The following is a 15,510-nucleotide window of genomic DNA, read 5'->3' as shown; positions in this document are numbered from 1 at the left end:
GATGACAAAGGAAGAATGCTTCTACCTGGGTAAAATCGTTGGGAAATTTAGCTTTAAAGGCGAGGTATTGATAAAACTTGATACCGACGAGCCTGAAACTTACACCGAAATGGAATCAGTGTTCATTGACTACAATGAAAATCTGGTTCCATTTTTTATTGATTCCTCTTCCCTTCATAAAAGTTCACTTCTGCGTGTCAAATTTGAAGATATCGAAACCGAAGAAGATGCAGAAGATCTTATTGGTGCCGAATTGTATCTTCCTCTTACTTTTCTACCCCAACTTGAAGATGATAAATTCTATTTCCATGAGATTATTGGTTTTGAAGTAATAGATGCCGGGCATGGTAATATAGGCACTATCGTTTCAATAAACGACTCCACTGCACAGGCTCTTTTCGAAATAAAAAAAGGAGATAAAGAAATCCTGGTGCCGATGAATGACGAATTCATACAAAAAGTAGATAAGCCCAACCGGAAGATTTATCTAAAAACTCCTGAAGGACTTATCGATCTTTATTTAGGTTAAAATTATTCTATTCAGGCCATCGCTTCTTTCCAGCCAAAGGCTTCGAGTATAGGTTCGCAAACTACTTTTCCGTTAACGATATTAATTCCGCGGGCAAGCGCATTATCATCGCGACAGGCTTTTTCCCAGCCGTTTTCAGCAAGTTTTAAAACATACGGCAAGGTAACATTGGTAAGTGCTACCGTAGAAGTATGGGGTACCGCCCCCGGCATATTACTTACGCAATAATGCACAATATCGTCTATAATATATGCCGGCTCTTCGTGAGTGGTTGGCCTTGTGGTTTCAAAACAACCTCCCTGATCTACTGCCACATCTACGATTACCGCTCCGGGTTGCATTTCTTTCAGCATATCGCGGGTGATCAGTTTTGGTGATCGGGCACCTGCAATAAGAATGCCTCCGATCACCAGATCACTTGTTTTTATATGCTTACGGATGTTATATTCATTAGAAAATTCGGTTACCACATGGCTGGGCATGATATCGTTCACATGCCGAAGTTTGTTCATATTCACATCCAGAATAGTGACCTGAGCTCCCAGTCCTGCTGCCATTTTTGCTGCCTGGATACCCACGGTTCCCGCCCCTAATACGAGCACTTTTCCGGGTGGCACACCGGGAACCCCTCCCAGCAATAAACCTTTCCCCTTAACAGGTTTCTCAAGATATTTTGCTCCCTGCTGAATCGCCATTCTACCCGCAACTTCGCTCATGGGAATTAATAAGGGAAGGGAACCATCATCTTCTTCCACCGTTTCATAAGCGATACAAACCGCCTTACTTTTCATCATGGCTTCGGTGAGTTTTTTATTGGAAGCAAAATGAAAAAAGGTAAAAATAATCTGATCTTCCCTTATCATATCATATTCCTGCTCAACTGGCTCCTTAACCTTAACGATCATTTCGCTTTGCTCATAAACCCTGTCTATGGTCGGAAGAATTTTCGCACCGCTCACATAATAATCTTCATCATCGAAACCGCTGTTTTCTCCGGCCCCCGATTGAACAAAAACATGATGACCTAATTTGGTAAGCTCAAGAACGCCAGCAGGAGTCATTCCCACCCTGTTCTCACTATTACTGATCTCTTTTGGAATCCCGATTTTCATATTCTAGTTTTTAGATTCCGAAAAATAATCAAAGAAAATAAAAAAACAGGGGTCAAAGTTAAAAAAGTTAACTTTTACCCCTGTTAAATAATTTTTAGAAGGGGGTTAAACTACGATATTTACAATTTTTCCCGGAACTACTATTATTTTTTTAGGGGTAGACCCGTCAAGCTGATTTTTTGTGCGGTCATCAGTCAAGACTGTTTTCTCGATTTCATCTTTAGACATATCTAAAGGCAATTCCATAGTAAAACGCATCTTTCCGTTAAAAGAAATAGGATAGTTCTTGGTACTCTCTACTAAATATTTCTCTTCATATTCAGGGTATTTCGCATAAACTACCGATTCACTATGGCCCAATTTTTCCCATAATTCTTCAGCAATATGAGGTGCATAAGGAGCAATCAGAATGGCAAGCGGCTCCAACACTTCTTTACTATTACATTTTTGAGCCGTAAGTTCATTCACGCAGATCATAAAAGTAGAAACCGAGGTATTGAAACTGAAATTCTCAATATCTTCAGTAACTTTTTTGATGGTCTTATGGAGTGTCTTTAAAGAATCGGCTGAAGCTTTTTCCTCAGAAACAGAAAATTCCTCCCCATCGTGGTAAAGTTTCCAAAGCTTTTTCAGGAAACTATGAACGCCGGTGATCCCGGCGGTGTTCCAGGGTTTAGCCTGCTCCAGAGGCCCGAGGAACATCTCATACATTCGTAAAGTATCGGCACCATAATCCTCACAGATATCATCGGGATTTACCACATTGTATTTGGATTTTGACATCTTTTCGACCTCCCGACCCACTTTATAGATCCCGTCTTCTTCGGTGATGAATTCAGCATCGGAAAATTCGGGTCTCCACTTTTTAAAACCTTCAATATCCAGTTCATCAGATGAATTTACCAGGGAAACATCAGCATGGATTGGCTGTACTGTTTTATCACTGATCAAATTTTTGGAAATAAACTTGTTCTCTCCTTCGAGACGATAAACAAAAGCGCTGGTTCCCAAAATCATCCCCTGGTTTATGAGTTTTTTAAAGGGCTCTTCCACGGTCAGCCAGCCGCGATCATATAAAAATTTGGTCCAGAAACGTGAATACAGTAAATGACCGGTAGCATGTTCGCTTCCCCCTATATATAGATCAACATTTTCCCAGTATTTCTGTGCTTCTTCAGAAACAAAACGATCTTCATTATGCGGATCCATATACCTGAAAAGGTACCAGCTACTCCCCGCCCAACCCGGCATTGTATTCAGTTCCAGAGGATATATTCCATTGTCATCAGAACCGTCTTGCTGACCTTGTTTCAGCATCTTATTAGAAACAACTTTATTCTGGTTTGTATCCCAGGCCCAGTCGGTAGCATTGCCCAGGGGCGGCTCCCCGGTTTCGGTAGGTAAGTATTTCTCCACTTCAGGCAAACGAAGAGGCAAATGTTCTTTTTCGATCATTTGTGGCAATCCGTTCACATAATATACAGGGAAAGGTTCTCCCCAATAACGCTGACGACTGAAAACCGCATCCCGCAACCTGTAATTAGTCTTTCCATAACCCTGGCCGATTTCTTCCAGTTTCAGGATTGCCTTATTAAGCGCTTCTTTATATTTAAGTCCGCTTAAAAAATCGGAATTCGCGATCACCGTTCCTTCTTTTCCGGCAAAGGCTTCTTCTGAAATATCCACATTTTCAAAAATATTCCTGATAGGCAAATCGAAATGTTTCGCGAATTCATAATCCCGCTGGTCGCCACAGGGAACGGCCATTACGGCACCGGTTCCGTAGCCGGCGAGCACATAATCGCCAATCCAGATCGGCACAGGCTCTTTGGTAAACGGATGTTCGGCATAAGCGCCGGTGAAAACACCGCTGATAGTCTTTACATCGGCCATGCGATCACGCTCACTTCGTTTCGCGGTCGCCGCGATATAGGCTTCTACTTCTTCGCGTTGTTCATCAGTAGTGATTTTTGGAACAAGCTCATGTTCAGGTGCCAGGGTCATGAAGGTCACCCCAAAAATCGTATCGGGACGAGTAGTGAAGACCTTGATCCCCCTGGCCCCAGAAGGGGGAATATTATCCTCTCCCCCGCCCTCTCCAAAGGAGAGGGAGTTTAACTTCTCCTGAATCTGGTCAGCAACTTTTTTGGGATCACGAAGTACTTCCTCATTCGAAAAACGGAGTAGATGATACCCCAATTTTTGCACCAGAACATCTTCTCTTTCTTCATCCTGAGCCTTTTGAAATTGATGTATCTCCCCATCAACTTCAACAATTAGTTTTTTTGACAGACAAACGAAATCAACAATATATTGGTCAATGGGATGCTGTCTCCTGAACTTCGCATCCAATTTTTTGGTCCTTAGCTTTTCCCATAGCAGGGATTCCGCAGAGGTAGGATTTTTTCTCATTTCCTTTGCCCTGTGAAGTAACTCACCTGCAATTTCTTTTTTTCCAGTAAAGCGTGTTTGCTCCCTTCCCTTCGGGAAGGGCTGGGGTTGGGATGAATTCAACACCTTGAATTCCACCATCGCTCCAACCGATTTCCCAATCCAGTTACGCTGGCTTTCCTTTAAACTTTCGGTCCAGTCGATTTTATCAAGATCCTGGAGAAGCCTTTCAGCAAAGGCCGAAATCCGCATGCTCCACTGGGTCATTTTTTTTCGAACCACAGGGTAACCTCCTCGTTCAGAAACACCGTTTACAATTTCATCGTTGGCCAGCACAGTTCCGAGTTGCGGGCACCAGTTCACTTCGGTTTCGGCGAGATAGGTTAGACGATATTTAAGTAATATTCGCTGCTTTTCTTCGGAAGAAAAGTTTCTCCATTCTTCGGCTGAAAAAGATTCGGTATCATCATCACAGGCGGCATTGATCCTGGTATTTCCTTCTGAAGAAAATATCTCTTCCAGCTCTGTGACAGGCCTGGATTTTTCAGCTTCAAGATCATACCAGCTTTCAAAAAGCTGAATAAAGATCCACTGTGTCCACTTATAATAATTAGGTTCGCTGGTGCGCACTTCACGACTCCAGTCGAAAGAAAAACCGATCTTATCAAGTTGCTCCCGATAGCGTTTGATATTTTTTTCAGTGGTGAGAGCGGGATGTTGCCCGGTTTGTATGGCATACTGCTCGGCCGGAAGTCCGAAGCTGTCATATCCCTGCGGGTGCAAAACATTAAAGCCTTTATGACGCTTGAAACGGGCATAGATATCGCTGGCAATATATCCCAGCGGGTGACCTACATGAAGCCCCGCACCAGACGGATAGGGAAACATGTCCAACACGTAATATTTTTCTTTATCAGAATCATTCGAAGCACGGAAAGTCTGATTTTCAGCCCAGTACTTTTGCCATTTTTCCTCGATCTTATTAAAGTGGTAACTCATCTTCTTCTCTTTCTTTTTAATCTTCGTCACCCTGAACTTGTTCCAGGGTCTAAAAATGAGAAGCTGAACCAAGTTCAGCCTGACGGTTATTTTACTTGCCTGCAAAAATACAATTTTAAACTACTTATTTAGAATGATGAAGGAGTCTATTCAAGCCTTTTAAGAGAACATAAGGGATGAAGAATTCTGTGACTGTCATTTTAGCTCTTAACGTGGGTAAAATAAGGAGGTCCCAGAGATCATAAAATTTTCTGATCCTCATCTTTTTGAAGAGTTCCAGGCCACGTTAAGTTGAAACCCTGCGTATTCGGAAGCCTTTTTTGGAAGCAATCTTCCATGGTATTTTATTTTTTATTATCTTAAGAGTGTCAACAACTAACAACCAAAAACTATGAAAGGCTCAGGTAAAGGACGACTTGTCAAAAAATATGCTGCCGACTTTATCTTTTCGGAAAAGGCGCGATTCATCATAGACGGCACTAATTTTCAAATTTCCACAGATAATCCCGAAAGCCACTTTATCAAATTTAAATTTGATAAGGACAACAAACCCAGGAGGTCGAAAAAGATCATTTTTAGATGTATCTATAAAATGATGCGTAATTTTCACTCGTCCCTTAATTAGAATTTCTCTCAACTAAAAAGTCCTTTTCGTTTCCAAAAAGGACTCTTCAGCAGTTCTATCCGCAGATAGGTCTGGATTATTTCACCTGATTTTATTCCATATTGGCAGCAGTGCTGTCAGGAGCTTTGTCGGTTATACTCATCACTTTTACCTTCCAGTCAAGGCTATCCCTTTCCCAAATTACCACGTAAGTACCTTCATATTTAGTGTCTGTACTGTCGTTTTTATAATTGTGGGAATAGGTACCGGCTTCGTAAGCAAAATGATCGTCAGAATTCTTTATTTCAGCATTTGTTTTCAGGTCTTTCATCATTGATGCACCTTTTTCATACCAGGAAGAAATACTATCCCTGTCATACATCTTTCCCCCTTCCAGCAATAAAACGGCATCATCGGCAGTCATGGCCTCAAGACTGTCTGGCTGATTGCTGTTCCAGGCATTGACCCAGTTTCGATTCATCTCCTCCGGATTGGTAAAGCTGGTTTCTTCTTCCATGTTTTCATTTTCACGGTTTTGATTATCACAGCTGGCAAAAATTAAAAGGACAAATAATGGAAATAATTTAAATACTTTCATAGGTTGGTTTTTTAAAATTACCATCTAATTTACTGAGAAATAGAAAACTAAGGTCTTTTTTGTTAAAATTTTAGGATGTTTTTTTTGGCCTGTGGTGCTGGTTCTAATTTAAAATAAATATGCCCCAAATATCGTCTCAATTTGGGGCATTCTATTTCAGTAAAATTTACCTAATTACTTGTTTTCGCTAATCCAGCGATCGATCTTATTCTCCAGCAATTGAAGCGGGATACAGCCCGTCTCCAATACCTGCTTATGATATTCACGTATATCAAATTTATCCCCAAGTTCTTTCTTAGCTTTATCTCTAAGCTCCATGATCTTCATCTGGCCTATCTTATAGGAAAGCGCCTGACCGGGATTGGCCATATAGCGCTCGATTTCTGCAGTAACGCTGGCTTTAGAATCGGCCTCGTGATCCAGCGAATATTGAATCGCTTTTTCCCTGGACCAGCCTTTACTGTGTAAGCCGGTATCGACTACCAATCGTATCGCCCGGTGCATTTCGGCACTGAGCATTCCAAAATATTGATACGGATCGGTATACAAACCGAGTTCTTTTCCTAAAGATTCAGAATAAAGCGCCCAGCCTTCACCATAGCCGCTATACCAGAGGGTTTTTCTGAAATCAGGTAAATCCTCATTTTCCTGGGTAAGCGAGATTTGGTAATGATGTCCTGGAATCGCTTCATGTAGAAAAAGAGATTCATCACTATAAATATTATAAGCACTCGCATCGGGAACCGGAACATAGAAAATTCCCGGACGGCTGCCGTCCACCGATCCCGGATTGTATTCTGCACTTGCCGATTCTTCCCTGAAAGCTTCGGTTCTTCTAATTTCGAAAGGAGTTTTGGGTTTTAGGCTGAAAAGTTTATCAAGATTCGGCTTTACGCGATCATAGATATCCTGAAAATGCGCGATCACCTCTTCCGGTTTGCTGTAAGGCATCAAATCTTTATTGTTGCGCACATAATCGAAAAATGATTTTAGATCACCTTTATAACCAACCTGCTCCTTGACTTTTTCCATTTCTTTCGAAATGCGCTCCACCTCGCTCAGACCCAGCTGATGGATCTCATCGGCAGTCATATCAGTAGTAGTGTAAAGCTTTATCTGGTGTTTGTAGTATTCTTCCCCATTTGGGATATCGGCAATTCCACTGCTTTCTCTTCCCTTCGGCAAATATTCGTTCTTCATGAACGCATGCATCTCCTTATAGGCGGGAATCACTTTTTCAGTGATCATCTTTCTGTATTCTTCGGTGATCCTTTCTTTTTCTTCTTCAGAAAAACTATCCGGAAAATGCTTTAACGGACCATAGAACAAATGATTTTCAACATCTTCTTTGGCCATGGCCTGCATCTGAGGAATCACTTTTCTGATCAACGAAGCCGGCAACACATAACCCTGCTCCATCCCTTCTTTCATATTATCTTTAGCCGATTTCATCCAAATCAGGAAACCATCCACTCTTCTAAGCCAGTCTTCATAATCTTCAACCGTTTTAAACGGCTGCGCACCAACACCGCTGGCCAGTTGTCCCATAAAAAGATTGACGGACCACATTTGGTCTATGGGCATATACTTATCTTTTTTAAACTGAAGTGTTTCCAGATTCATGTTGCACTCCCAGTTTAGAATAGCCACGCTCATTTTTTCAGATTCTGATAGCGCTGAAGTATCTAAATCATGAACCCTTTGCTGATAATACTTGTAATAATTTCTTAGACTATCCCTGTAATCTTCAGAAAGGAAATTAGGAAATTTGTCATTGTAGCGCATATCCCCGGCAGTGGTTGCACTAATAGGATTCAGCTTTAGGCCGTCTTCATAATAATTATGTAAGATGGTATCTAGTTTCGCGCTGACATTCTCATTTTGAGCTGTTTCGCTGTTTGCCTCGTTATTTTTACATCCGGCAAGAATGAACACCAGAAACAACGGAACTAAAATTTTTTTGATCATATTGAATATTTTTAAAAAAGCGGTCGTAAGATAACTATTTTCATTTTGCTCATAAAAAGGAAAAGCCCCCGCCTGCGGCGGGGGCCTTCGAAATTATATCCTAAAGATTTAATACCTGTAATATTCTGGTTTGAAAGGTCCTTTTACTTCCACTCCAATATATTCGGCCTGGTCGGGTCGAAGCTCGGTAAGCTCCACTCCAATTCTTTCCAGGTGAAGTTTAGCCACTTTTTCATCCAGATGTTTAGGCAGCATATAAACTTCATTCTTATACTTATCGGTATTATTCCAAAGTTCAATTTGCGCCAACGTCTGGTTTGTGAAAGAGTTGCTCATTACAAAACTTGGATGCCCTGTCGCGCAACCAAGGTTTACAAGGCGACCTTCGGCAAGAAGAATGATATCTTTTCCGTTGATGGTATATTTGTCTACCTGTGGTTTGATCTCCACTTTAGTATCACCAAAATTCTTATTTAACCATGCCACCGCGATCTCATTGTCAAAATGACCAATATTGGCAACAATGGTCTTATCTTTCATAGCTTCGAAATGCTCTGCCCGAACAATATCTTTATTTCCGGTGGTAGTGATCACAATATCGGCTTTTGGAAGCACGGTTTCCAATCTTTTCACCTCAAATCCGTCCATAGCGGCCTGCAAGGCACAAATTGGGTCAATTTCGGTGATAGTAACAATAGAACCTGCACCTTTGAAAGATTGGGCCGTTCCTTTTCCAACATCACCATAACCACAAACAACCACACGTTTTCCGGCGAGCATTACATCGGTAGCACGACGAATCGCATCCACAGCGCTCTCACGACAACCATATTTATTGTCAAATTTTGATTTTGTAACCGAATCATTCACGTTAATGGCCGGCATAGGAAGCGTTCCCTTTTTCATGCGCTCATATAACCTGTGAACCCCGGTGGTAGTTTCTTCAGAAAGTCCTTTGATTCCTTCAGCAAGTTCCGGATAATTATCCAAAACCATATTGGTAAGATCCCCCCCATCGTCAAGGATCATATTCAACGGCTTGCGTTCTTCTCCAAAGAAAAGAGTCTGCTCAATACACCAGTTAAATTCTTCTTCGGTCATTCCTTTCCAGGCATAGACAGGGATACCGGCAGCGGCGATAGCGGCTGCGGCATGGTCTTGAGTAGAGAAAATATTACAGGAACTCCAGGTGACCTCAGCACCAAGCTCTACCAGCGTTTCAATAAGAACCGCCGTTTGAATGGTCATATGTAAACAACCGGCAATACGCGCTCCTTTTAGAGGCTTTTGTTTTCCGTATTCTTCGCGAAGAGCCATCAATCCGGGCATTTCAGCTTCTGCAAGCTCAATTTCACGGCGTCCATATTCGGCAAGCTCAATATCTTTTACTTTATAGGCAGTATACGGTACTGTTTTAGTCGACATATTATTATATTTGAATATTAGCAATTTTGTGTCTGCAAAAATAAGGAAAAGCCTATAAAATTTATGCCTCTTTTCAAAACTATAACAGTTGACCAACACACTAAAGTCTTCATATGGAAGGTAGAAGAATCGTTTGAATGGCTGGCGGAAGGTGTTGATCTAACCAAGCATTGCCAGAAAAGAGTTTCAGGCATGAAATCGGAAATTCACCGCCGCGGATTCATGAGCATTCGGCATTTGATGGCCGAAGCCGGTTATACCGATTCCGATCTTTATTATGACGAACTGGGGAAACCGCATTTAAAGGACGAGAAATACATTTCGATCACCCATTCGTTCAATTTCACCGCGATCATTATCGGCGACGATCATGTGGGGATAGATATTGAAAAACAGCGCGATAAAATTCTGAAAATCGCCAATAAGTTTACGCCTCTCGATGAATACCATACGCTGGCCAATGAGGATGCCCTGGTCCGTAAACTCACGATCGTCTGGGGAGCGAAAGAAGCAGTGTACAAACTGATGGCCGAGCCGGGCCTTGGTTTCCTGCAGCACATCAATGTGACCGATTTCGATTTTGAAGATACAAAGACCACGGCCAAGGTGACCTTTAACGGAAAGCAATCCTGGTACGACATCGATTTCCTGGAATTTGAAAATTTCACCTGTGTTTATGCGCGACCACTAAAAAAAGAAAGATCAAAGTGATACAACTTCAGCAGTGTTATTCCGAAATCAAGCAGGCAGCAGCCGGTAACAGAAAAATGCTGGCGGTACTTATCGATCCCGAAAAGTTTGTTGAAAGTGAAGCTTCCGATTTTTTTCAGAATTTACCAAAAGAAACTTCTTTTTTGCTGGTGGGCGGCAGTACCGTAAAAAGCGGCCGCACCTGCGAAGTTGTGAAATTCCTGAAAAATATCAGCGGGTTACCCATCATTCTTTTTCCGGGTGACCAGAATCAGATTTCCCCACACGCCGATGCCCTTCTTTTTTTAATCCTGATTTCAGGAAGAAACCCTGAATATCTCATCGAACAGCAGGTACGCTCGGTAAACAGGATCAAAAACACAAATCTTGAAATCATTCCTACGGGTTATATTCTTATTGACGGCGGAAGGGAATGCGCAGTGCACCGGGTAAGCAATACCAAACCTTTACCGCAAAACGACATTGAAAGCATTGTTAATACAGCTCTTGCCGGACAATATTCCGGAAATAAGCTTATTTATCTTGAAGCCGGAAGCGGTGCAAAAAATCCTGTATCTGCGGAAATAATTAAAGCGGTTCGAAAGGAAATTTCCATTCCTTTGATCGTGGGCGGCGGAATTAGATCTGCGGAACAGCTGAAAAATGCGTATGATGCGGGAGCCGACCTGGTAGTGATTGGAACTGCCTTTGAAAACGGCAGTTTTGAGGAGTGAAATTCTCCTACCTTCAAAATTCCTTCACGAAGACCTGTAAAAAAATAAATTCTTCTTCCGATTCAAAAAATTGCACGGGCGATAAAAACTTCGAAAATTCTGTGGTAATTTTAATGGTTAACTATTAATCAATATGTTATGAAACCTAAAAATCCTGTCGTCTGGTTTGAAATCTATGTAAATGATATTAAGAGAGCACGAAAATTTTATGAAACTGTCTTCAATTATGAATTTTCAGAATTAGGAAATCCTGCTGATGAGTCCTTCCAGATGCTGGCTTTTCCCAGCGATCCCGAAACCAAAAATATGGCGGCAGGAGCTCTTGTTTACCATAAAGACACTTCTGCAGGCGCAAACAGCACCATTGTTTATTTCCACAGTAAAGATTGCAGCGTAGAGGAAGCCCGCGTGGAAAATGCCGGCGGCGAGGTTTTCAGGCCCAAAATGTCTATTGGCCAGTATGGTTTTATCAGCCTTGTTAAAGATACCGAAGGCAATATGATTGGTATCCATTCAATGGAATAAATTCTATTTTTCCCAAACTTCAATAACCACCCGAAGCCTTCTCCTCTAACAATTGTGATTTTCACAAATTGGTTGTCTTAATTTTTCAGGATCTCTTCGGAAAAATTTAAAAATTATAATTTAAGACTCCCTAAGAATATGGCTACCTTTGAAGGGCAAAAATATTTCCGATGAAAATTTCAGTAGAATTAACCCTTACTCCAATTCAGGACGATTTTGAACCGGCGATCATCAATTTCATCAAAAAGATGAGGGAATCGGGTCTTACCGTAAAGGAAAATCCTTTAAGCACACAGGTTTACGGCGATTACGATGAAGTGATGAGCCTTTTAAACAAAGAAATAAAAAATGCTTTTGAAGCGATCGAGCGCGGACTCATTTATGTTAAGATCGTAAAATCTGACCGAAGCGACTATGCAGCAGATTTTTGATTTTTTCCTTGATCCCTATAAAAATGCCTCGCTCACCTCGATAATCCTTGAAATAATAGTTTTCGTTTTTGGGATCCTGAGCGTTTATTATTCAAAAAAGGAAAATATCCTGGTCTATCCCACAGGCCTCATTGCGACCGTGCTAACCGTTTATCTGCTATACAAAGCCGGTTATTACGGTGACATGATGATGAATTTTTATTACTCGGTTATGAGCATTTACGGCTGGTGGAACTGGTCCCGTAAAAAAGGTGGCGAATATGTGGTGCCCATAACACGCACCAATACCCGTGAGAAAGTCATCGGTTTTGGTTTATTCCTATTAACCATGCTGGTCACCTACGGAGTTTATCGGGCTTTTGGCTATGAGATAGAAACCGCAAATTATATAGATATTTTTACCTCAGGCGTGTTCTTTACCGCCATGTGGTATATGGCGATTAAAAAACTGGAAAACTGGACGCTGTGGATCTTTGCCGATCTTATTACCGTGCCGCTCTACGCCTACAGAGGGCTGGGAATGCTCGCCCTGCAGTACGTTATTTTCACCATTCTGGCTATCCAGGGTTATATTGTATGGAAGAAAAGCTTAGACAAAGGCCATGTAACTGCCTGAAAATTGTACTTTTTGGACCGGAATCTACCGGAAAGACCACTCTTTCAGAAGATCTGGGCAGATACTTCGGTGAACCGGTGGTGCCTGAGTTCATGCGTGATTATCTTCAGAAAGTATGGGATAATGAAAAACGCATCTGCGAACCTCGCGATATTCTTCCAATTGCAAAAGGCCAGATGCAGCTGGAAAACCAATTTTCCGAAGAAGCTGAAAAGCTACTCATCAGTGATACGAACCTGTTGGAATTAAAAGTATATTCCGAAGCCTATTATCAGGGATACTGCGACCCCCAACTTCTTAAACCTGCGTTAAACAACCACTACGATTTCTACTTTTTGACGTATATTGATGTGCCCTGGACTCCTGACGATCTTAGGGACAAGCCACACGACCGTGAAGGCATGTTTCAACGTTTTGAAAATGAGCTGAAACGGCAAAATTTCCCTTACATGATCTTAAAAGGAAACCGGGAGGAACGGCTGCAAAAAGCAGTAGTAAAAATCAACCAACTCTTAAAAAGTAAAATATCGTGAATTTCAGTGAAAAGGATATTCAGCAAATAGAAGAAAAAGGATTAAGCACTTCTGAAGTCGAAGAGCAGATCAGGATTTTCAAAAGAGGCAATATTAAAGTGAATATCACAGAGGCTGCCACCGTTGGGAAGGGAATCAGCAAAATTGATGAAAAAGAGAAAAAAGAGCTAATCTCCTTTTACGATTCTGAAAAAGAGAAGCACAGCATTCTCAAATTCGTTCCGGCATCAGGTGCGGCTACAAGAATGTTCAAGGCCCTTCATAATTTCAATGACGAATTTGACCCAAAAAAACAAAGTCTTAAGGAATATCTTGATGAAAAAGGAGACCAGGATCTCCAGCGTTTTTTCACCAAAATGGAACAGCTGCCGTTTTACGATCATGCGATAGAAAAGGCGAAAAAAAATTATCCTGATTTCGACAAAAAATCAGATGCTGAAAAAGACAAGATCTTCGTGGAAATCGTTTTGGAACCCGAGGGGCTTTACCTCAGCAACCTCCCCAAAGGCCTCGTGCCTTTCCACAAATATGATACTCATATTGCCACCGCCTTTGAAGAACATCTTTTTGAAGCCGCTAAATATATAACGGTAAATGGGATCGCGAAACTTCATTTTACGGTGGCCGAAGGCGATAAGGAAAAATTCCAGCGGGAATGGAGACAGATACAGGAGCGAATCGAAAGGAAAACGGGTGTAAAATTTGATATACAATATTCCTATCAGGATCCTAAAACCGATACCATTGCAGTAGACGATGATTTTGAACCTTTTCGCACCACTGAAGATGAACTATTCTTTCGTCCCGGCGGTCATGGCGCATTGATCGATAACCTGAACAATCTTCAGGAAGAAATTGTATTCTTAAAAAATATCGATAATGTGGTCACCGAAGAACATGTTGATTTTGTATCCGATTTCAAAAAAATGCTCGGTGGGAAATTGTTCAGGATACAGGAGGCCATCTTTGAATATTTAAATATGCTCGACAGCGAAGAGGTTTCAGAAAATAAACTTTCCGAGATCATCAGCTTTTTAGAAAAGGAACTTTTTATCAAATCGGAATCCGGCAATTTTTCAGCTTCTAGAATAAAAGAAATCCTTCACCGTCCACTTCGTGTTTGCGGAATGGTTAAAAATGAAGGCGAACCCGGGGGCGGCCCATTCCTGGTAAAAGACGCTGATGGCGATATTTCTCTTCAAATAATTGAAGGAGCGCAGATTGACGAAGACAATCCCGAACAGGTAAAAACGGCCAAAGAAGCTACGCATTTTAGTCCGGTAGATATTGTGTGCGGGCTACGGGACCACCAGGGGAAAGAATTCGACCTTCATCAATATGTTGATGAAGACATGAGTTTTATCGCCGATAAGACTAAAGACGGGAAACCGCTGAAAGCACTGGAGCGTCCCGGCCTCTGGAACGGCGGAATGGCAAAATGGAATACCGTTTTCGTGGAAGTACCCGTGGAAACCTTCAATCCGGTTAAATCAGTAGCCGATCTTTTAAAAGATTCTCACCAGCCAGGCTGATATGGACGAAGAAAAGATCGTCAGAGAACTTGATTTCAAAGCTGTAAGAAGCTCTGGCCCGGGAGGGCAGCACGCTAATAAAACAGCCACCAGGGTGGAACTGAGCTTTGATCTTCAGAATTCTGAAGCTTTAAATGAAGATGAAAAAAGCCGAATTTCGAGGAAATTGGCGAATCGCATTAATAGTGAGGGTATTTTGAAAATGGCCAGCGAAGAAAGCCGGAGTCAGCACTCCAATAAGGAGATCGTGATTCAGAATTTTCTCAACGAAATAAAAGGAGCGCTGAAAAAACCTAAAAAGAGGAAAAAGACGAAACCCACCAGAGCTTCAAAAATTAAAAGATTGAAAGAAAAAAAGAAAAAAGCCGAGATAAAGGCAAACAGGAAAGATCCTTTGAAGTAAGAATTCGGGTACAAATTCCTCAGGTTGCGTGGGGATTCCACACAAATTACCCGCTTTTTAAAAATTCCAATATTTTGCTTCGACTAAAGCAACATTCTGTATATCAGCAACTAATACATAAAAAGCCCGTAATATTTCTCGCGGTATGATTTTTACATTAGTGATTATAGGTTAGTATTGGGAATGGAATAAATTGCTGACCGGCTTTTATTCTGTTTTATAATTTAGATTTTCGGATTGAAAAGGCTCCACTCGGAGCCTTTTCTATTTTACCATATTCCGTGGAATTTAAAAAGCCTGGAAAGTGAGTAAAAAATTCTACAACTATTGTTGAAACAATTTCAGTTTTCTACATAAAATTTTTAACACAACCATAGGCATGGTCTTGTAAACCCCTCACCTACAAGGTGTTTAAAAAAA

The 15,510-nt window shown here is 41.4% G+C and carries 14 protein-coding genes; 9 read left to right on the top strand and 5 right to left on the bottom strand.

Features of this window, described 5'->3' with window-relative positions; genetic code table 11:
- Position 1: 1 nt before the first annotated feature.
- Positions 2-529, top strand: coding sequence for a ribosome maturation factor RimM (gene rimM / locus C7S20_RS07120; RefSeq protein ID WP_107011836.1), 528 nt, complete (start codon positions 2-4; stop codon positions 527-529).
- Between the two features lie 11 nt (positions 530-540).
- On the opposite strand, the gene ald is transcribed toward rimM, so the two are convergent.
- From ald to ahcY, 5 genes are all read right to left on the bottom strand, one after another.
- Positions 541-1,641, bottom strand: coding sequence for an alanine dehydrogenase (gene ald / locus C7S20_RS07115; protein ID WP_107011835.1), 1,101 nt, complete (start codon positions 1,639-1,641; stop codon positions 541-543).
- A gap of 105 nt (positions 1,642-1,746) precedes the next feature.
- A complete protein-coding gene (gene leuS, locus C7S20_RS07110) occupies positions 1,747-5,031 on the bottom strand; it encodes a leucine--tRNA ligase (protein ID WP_107014131.1) in 3,285 nt (1,094 codons plus the stop codon).
- Positions 5,032-5,747: 716 nt separating this feature from the next.
- The gene (locus C7S20_RS07100; protein ID WP_159039890.1) at positions 5,748-6,233 is read right to left on the bottom strand and encodes a DUF4440 domain-containing protein; all 486 of its coding nucleotides are present in this window, start codon (positions 6,231-6,233) and stop codon (positions 5,748-5,750) included.
- 174 nt (positions 6,234-6,407) lie between these two features.
- Positions 6,408-8,201, bottom strand: coding sequence for a DUF885 domain-containing protein (locus C7S20_RS07095; protein ID WP_107011832.1), 1,794 nt, complete (start codon positions 8,199-8,201; stop codon positions 6,408-6,410).
- 108 nt (positions 8,202-8,309) lie between these two features.
- Entirely contained in the window at positions 8,310-9,626 is a 1,317-nt protein-coding gene (gene ahcY / locus C7S20_RS07090) for an adenosylhomocysteinase (RefSeq protein WP_107011831.1), read from the bottom strand.
- Between the two features lie 63 nt (positions 9,627-9,689).
- On the opposite strand from ahcY, the gene C7S20_RS07085 reads away from it, so the two are divergent.
- The 8 genes from C7S20_RS07085 to arfB all read left to right on the top strand — a co-directional run bounded on the left by C7S20_RS07085 (position 9,690) and on the right by arfB (position 15,090).
- Entirely contained in the window at positions 9,690-10,337 is a 648-nt protein-coding gene (locus C7S20_RS07085; RefSeq protein ID WP_107011830.1) for a 4'-phosphopantetheinyl transferase family protein, read from the top strand.
- Positions 10,334-11,050: a phosphoglycerol geranylgeranyltransferase gene (locus tag C7S20_RS07080; protein ID WP_107011829.1), complete on the top strand. Its 717-nt coding sequence runs from the start codon at positions 10,334-10,336 to the stop codon at positions 11,048-11,050. The genes C7S20_RS07085 and C7S20_RS07080 overlap by 4 nt, the downstream gene beginning before the upstream one ends.
- 138 nt (positions 11,051-11,188) lie before the next feature.
- Positions 11,189-11,575 (top strand): VOC family protein, encoded by a 387-nt coding sequence (locus C7S20_RS07075; RefSeq protein ID WP_107011828.1) that lies wholly within the window; start codon positions 11,189-11,191, stop codon positions 11,573-11,575.
- A gap of 170 nt (positions 11,576-11,745) precedes the next feature.
- Entirely contained in the window at positions 11,746-12,006 is a 261-nt protein-coding gene (locus tag C7S20_RS07070) for a YkoF family thiamine/hydroxymethylpyrimidine-binding protein (RefSeq protein WP_107011827.1), read from the top strand.
- Positions 11,990-12,622 (top strand): nicotinamide riboside transporter PnuC, encoded by a 633-nt coding sequence (gene pnuC, locus C7S20_RS07065; protein WP_193510797.1) that lies wholly within the window; start codon positions 11,990-11,992, stop codon positions 12,620-12,622. The genes C7S20_RS07070 and pnuC overlap by 17 nt, the downstream gene beginning before the upstream one ends.
- On the top strand, positions 12,583-13,155 hold the full coding sequence (locus C7S20_RS07060) for an AAA family ATPase (protein WP_107011826.1): 573 nt from the start codon (positions 12,583-12,585) through the stop codon (positions 13,153-13,155). Before pnuC ends, C7S20_RS07060 begins: the two co-directional genes overlap by 40 nt.
- The gene (locus C7S20_RS07055; RefSeq protein ID WP_107011825.1) at positions 13,152-14,687 is read left to right on the top strand and encodes a DUF4301 family protein; all 1,536 of its coding nucleotides are present in this window, start codon (positions 13,152-13,154) and stop codon (positions 14,685-14,687) included. The genes C7S20_RS07060 and C7S20_RS07055 overlap by 4 nt, the downstream gene beginning before the upstream one ends.
- Before the next feature lies 1 nt (position 14,688).
- On the top strand, positions 14,689-15,090 hold the full coding sequence (gene arfB, locus C7S20_RS07050) for an alternative ribosome rescue aminoacyl-tRNA hydrolase ArfB (RefSeq protein ID WP_107011824.1): 402 nt from the start codon (positions 14,689-14,691) through the stop codon (positions 15,088-15,090).
- Positions 15,091-15,510 lie beyond the last annotated feature (420 nt).

It is taken from the genome of Christiangramia fulva (assembly GCF_003024155.1).
Taxonomy (GTDB): Bacteria; Bacteroidota; Bacteroidia; order Flavobacteriales; family Flavobacteriaceae; genus Christiangramia; species Christiangramia fulva.
The sequence above is the reverse complement of the archived record's forward strand: the minus strand, read 5'-3'. Positions and strand labels throughout refer to the sequence as shown.

Bases quoted from the DNA above. Each gene is read 5' to 3' on its own strand.
- arfB (WP_107011824.1), top strand. From the start codon at position 14,689: ATGGACGAAGAAAAGATCGTCAGAGAACTTGATTTCAAAGCTGTAAGA.
- rimM (WP_107011836.1), top strand. From the start codon at position 2: ATGACAAAGGAAGAATGCTTCTACCTGGGTAAAATCGTTGGGAAATTT.
- ald (WP_107011835.1), bottom strand. From the start codon at position 1,641: ATGAAAATCGGGATTCCAAAAGAGATCAGTAATAGTGAGAACAGGGTG.
- leuS (WP_107014131.1), bottom strand. From the start codon at position 5,031: ATGAGTTACCACTTTAATAAGATCGAGGAAAAATGGCAAAAGTACTGG.
- C7S20_RS07060 (WP_107011826.1), top strand. From the start codon at position 12,583: ATGGAAGAAAAGCTTAGACAAAGGCCATGTAACTGCCTGAAAATTGTA.
- C7S20_RS07100 (WP_159039890.1), bottom strand. From the start codon at position 6,233: ATGAAAGTATTTAAATTATTTCCATTATTTGTCCTTTTAATTTTTGCC.
- C7S20_RS07075 (WP_107011828.1), top strand. From the start codon at position 11,189: ATGAAACCTAAAAATCCTGTCGTCTGGTTTGAAATCTATGTAAATGAT.
- C7S20_RS07085 (WP_107011830.1), top strand. From the start codon at position 9,690: ATGCCTCTTTTCAAAACTATAACAGTTGACCAACACACTAAAGTCTTC.
- C7S20_RS07095 (WP_107011832.1), bottom strand. From the start codon at position 8,201: ATGATCAAAAAAATTTTAGTTCCGTTGTTTCTGGTGTTCATTCTTGCC.
- ahcY (WP_107011831.1), bottom strand. From the start codon at position 9,626: ATGTCGACTAAAACAGTACCGTATACTGCCTATAAAGTAAAAGATATT.
- C7S20_RS07070 (WP_107011827.1), top strand. From the start codon at position 11,746: ATGAAAATTTCAGTAGAATTAACCCTTACTCCAATTCAGGACGATTTT.
- pnuC (WP_193510797.1), top strand. From the start codon at position 11,990: ATGCAGCAGATTTTTGATTTTTTCCTTGATCCCTATAAAAATGCCTCG.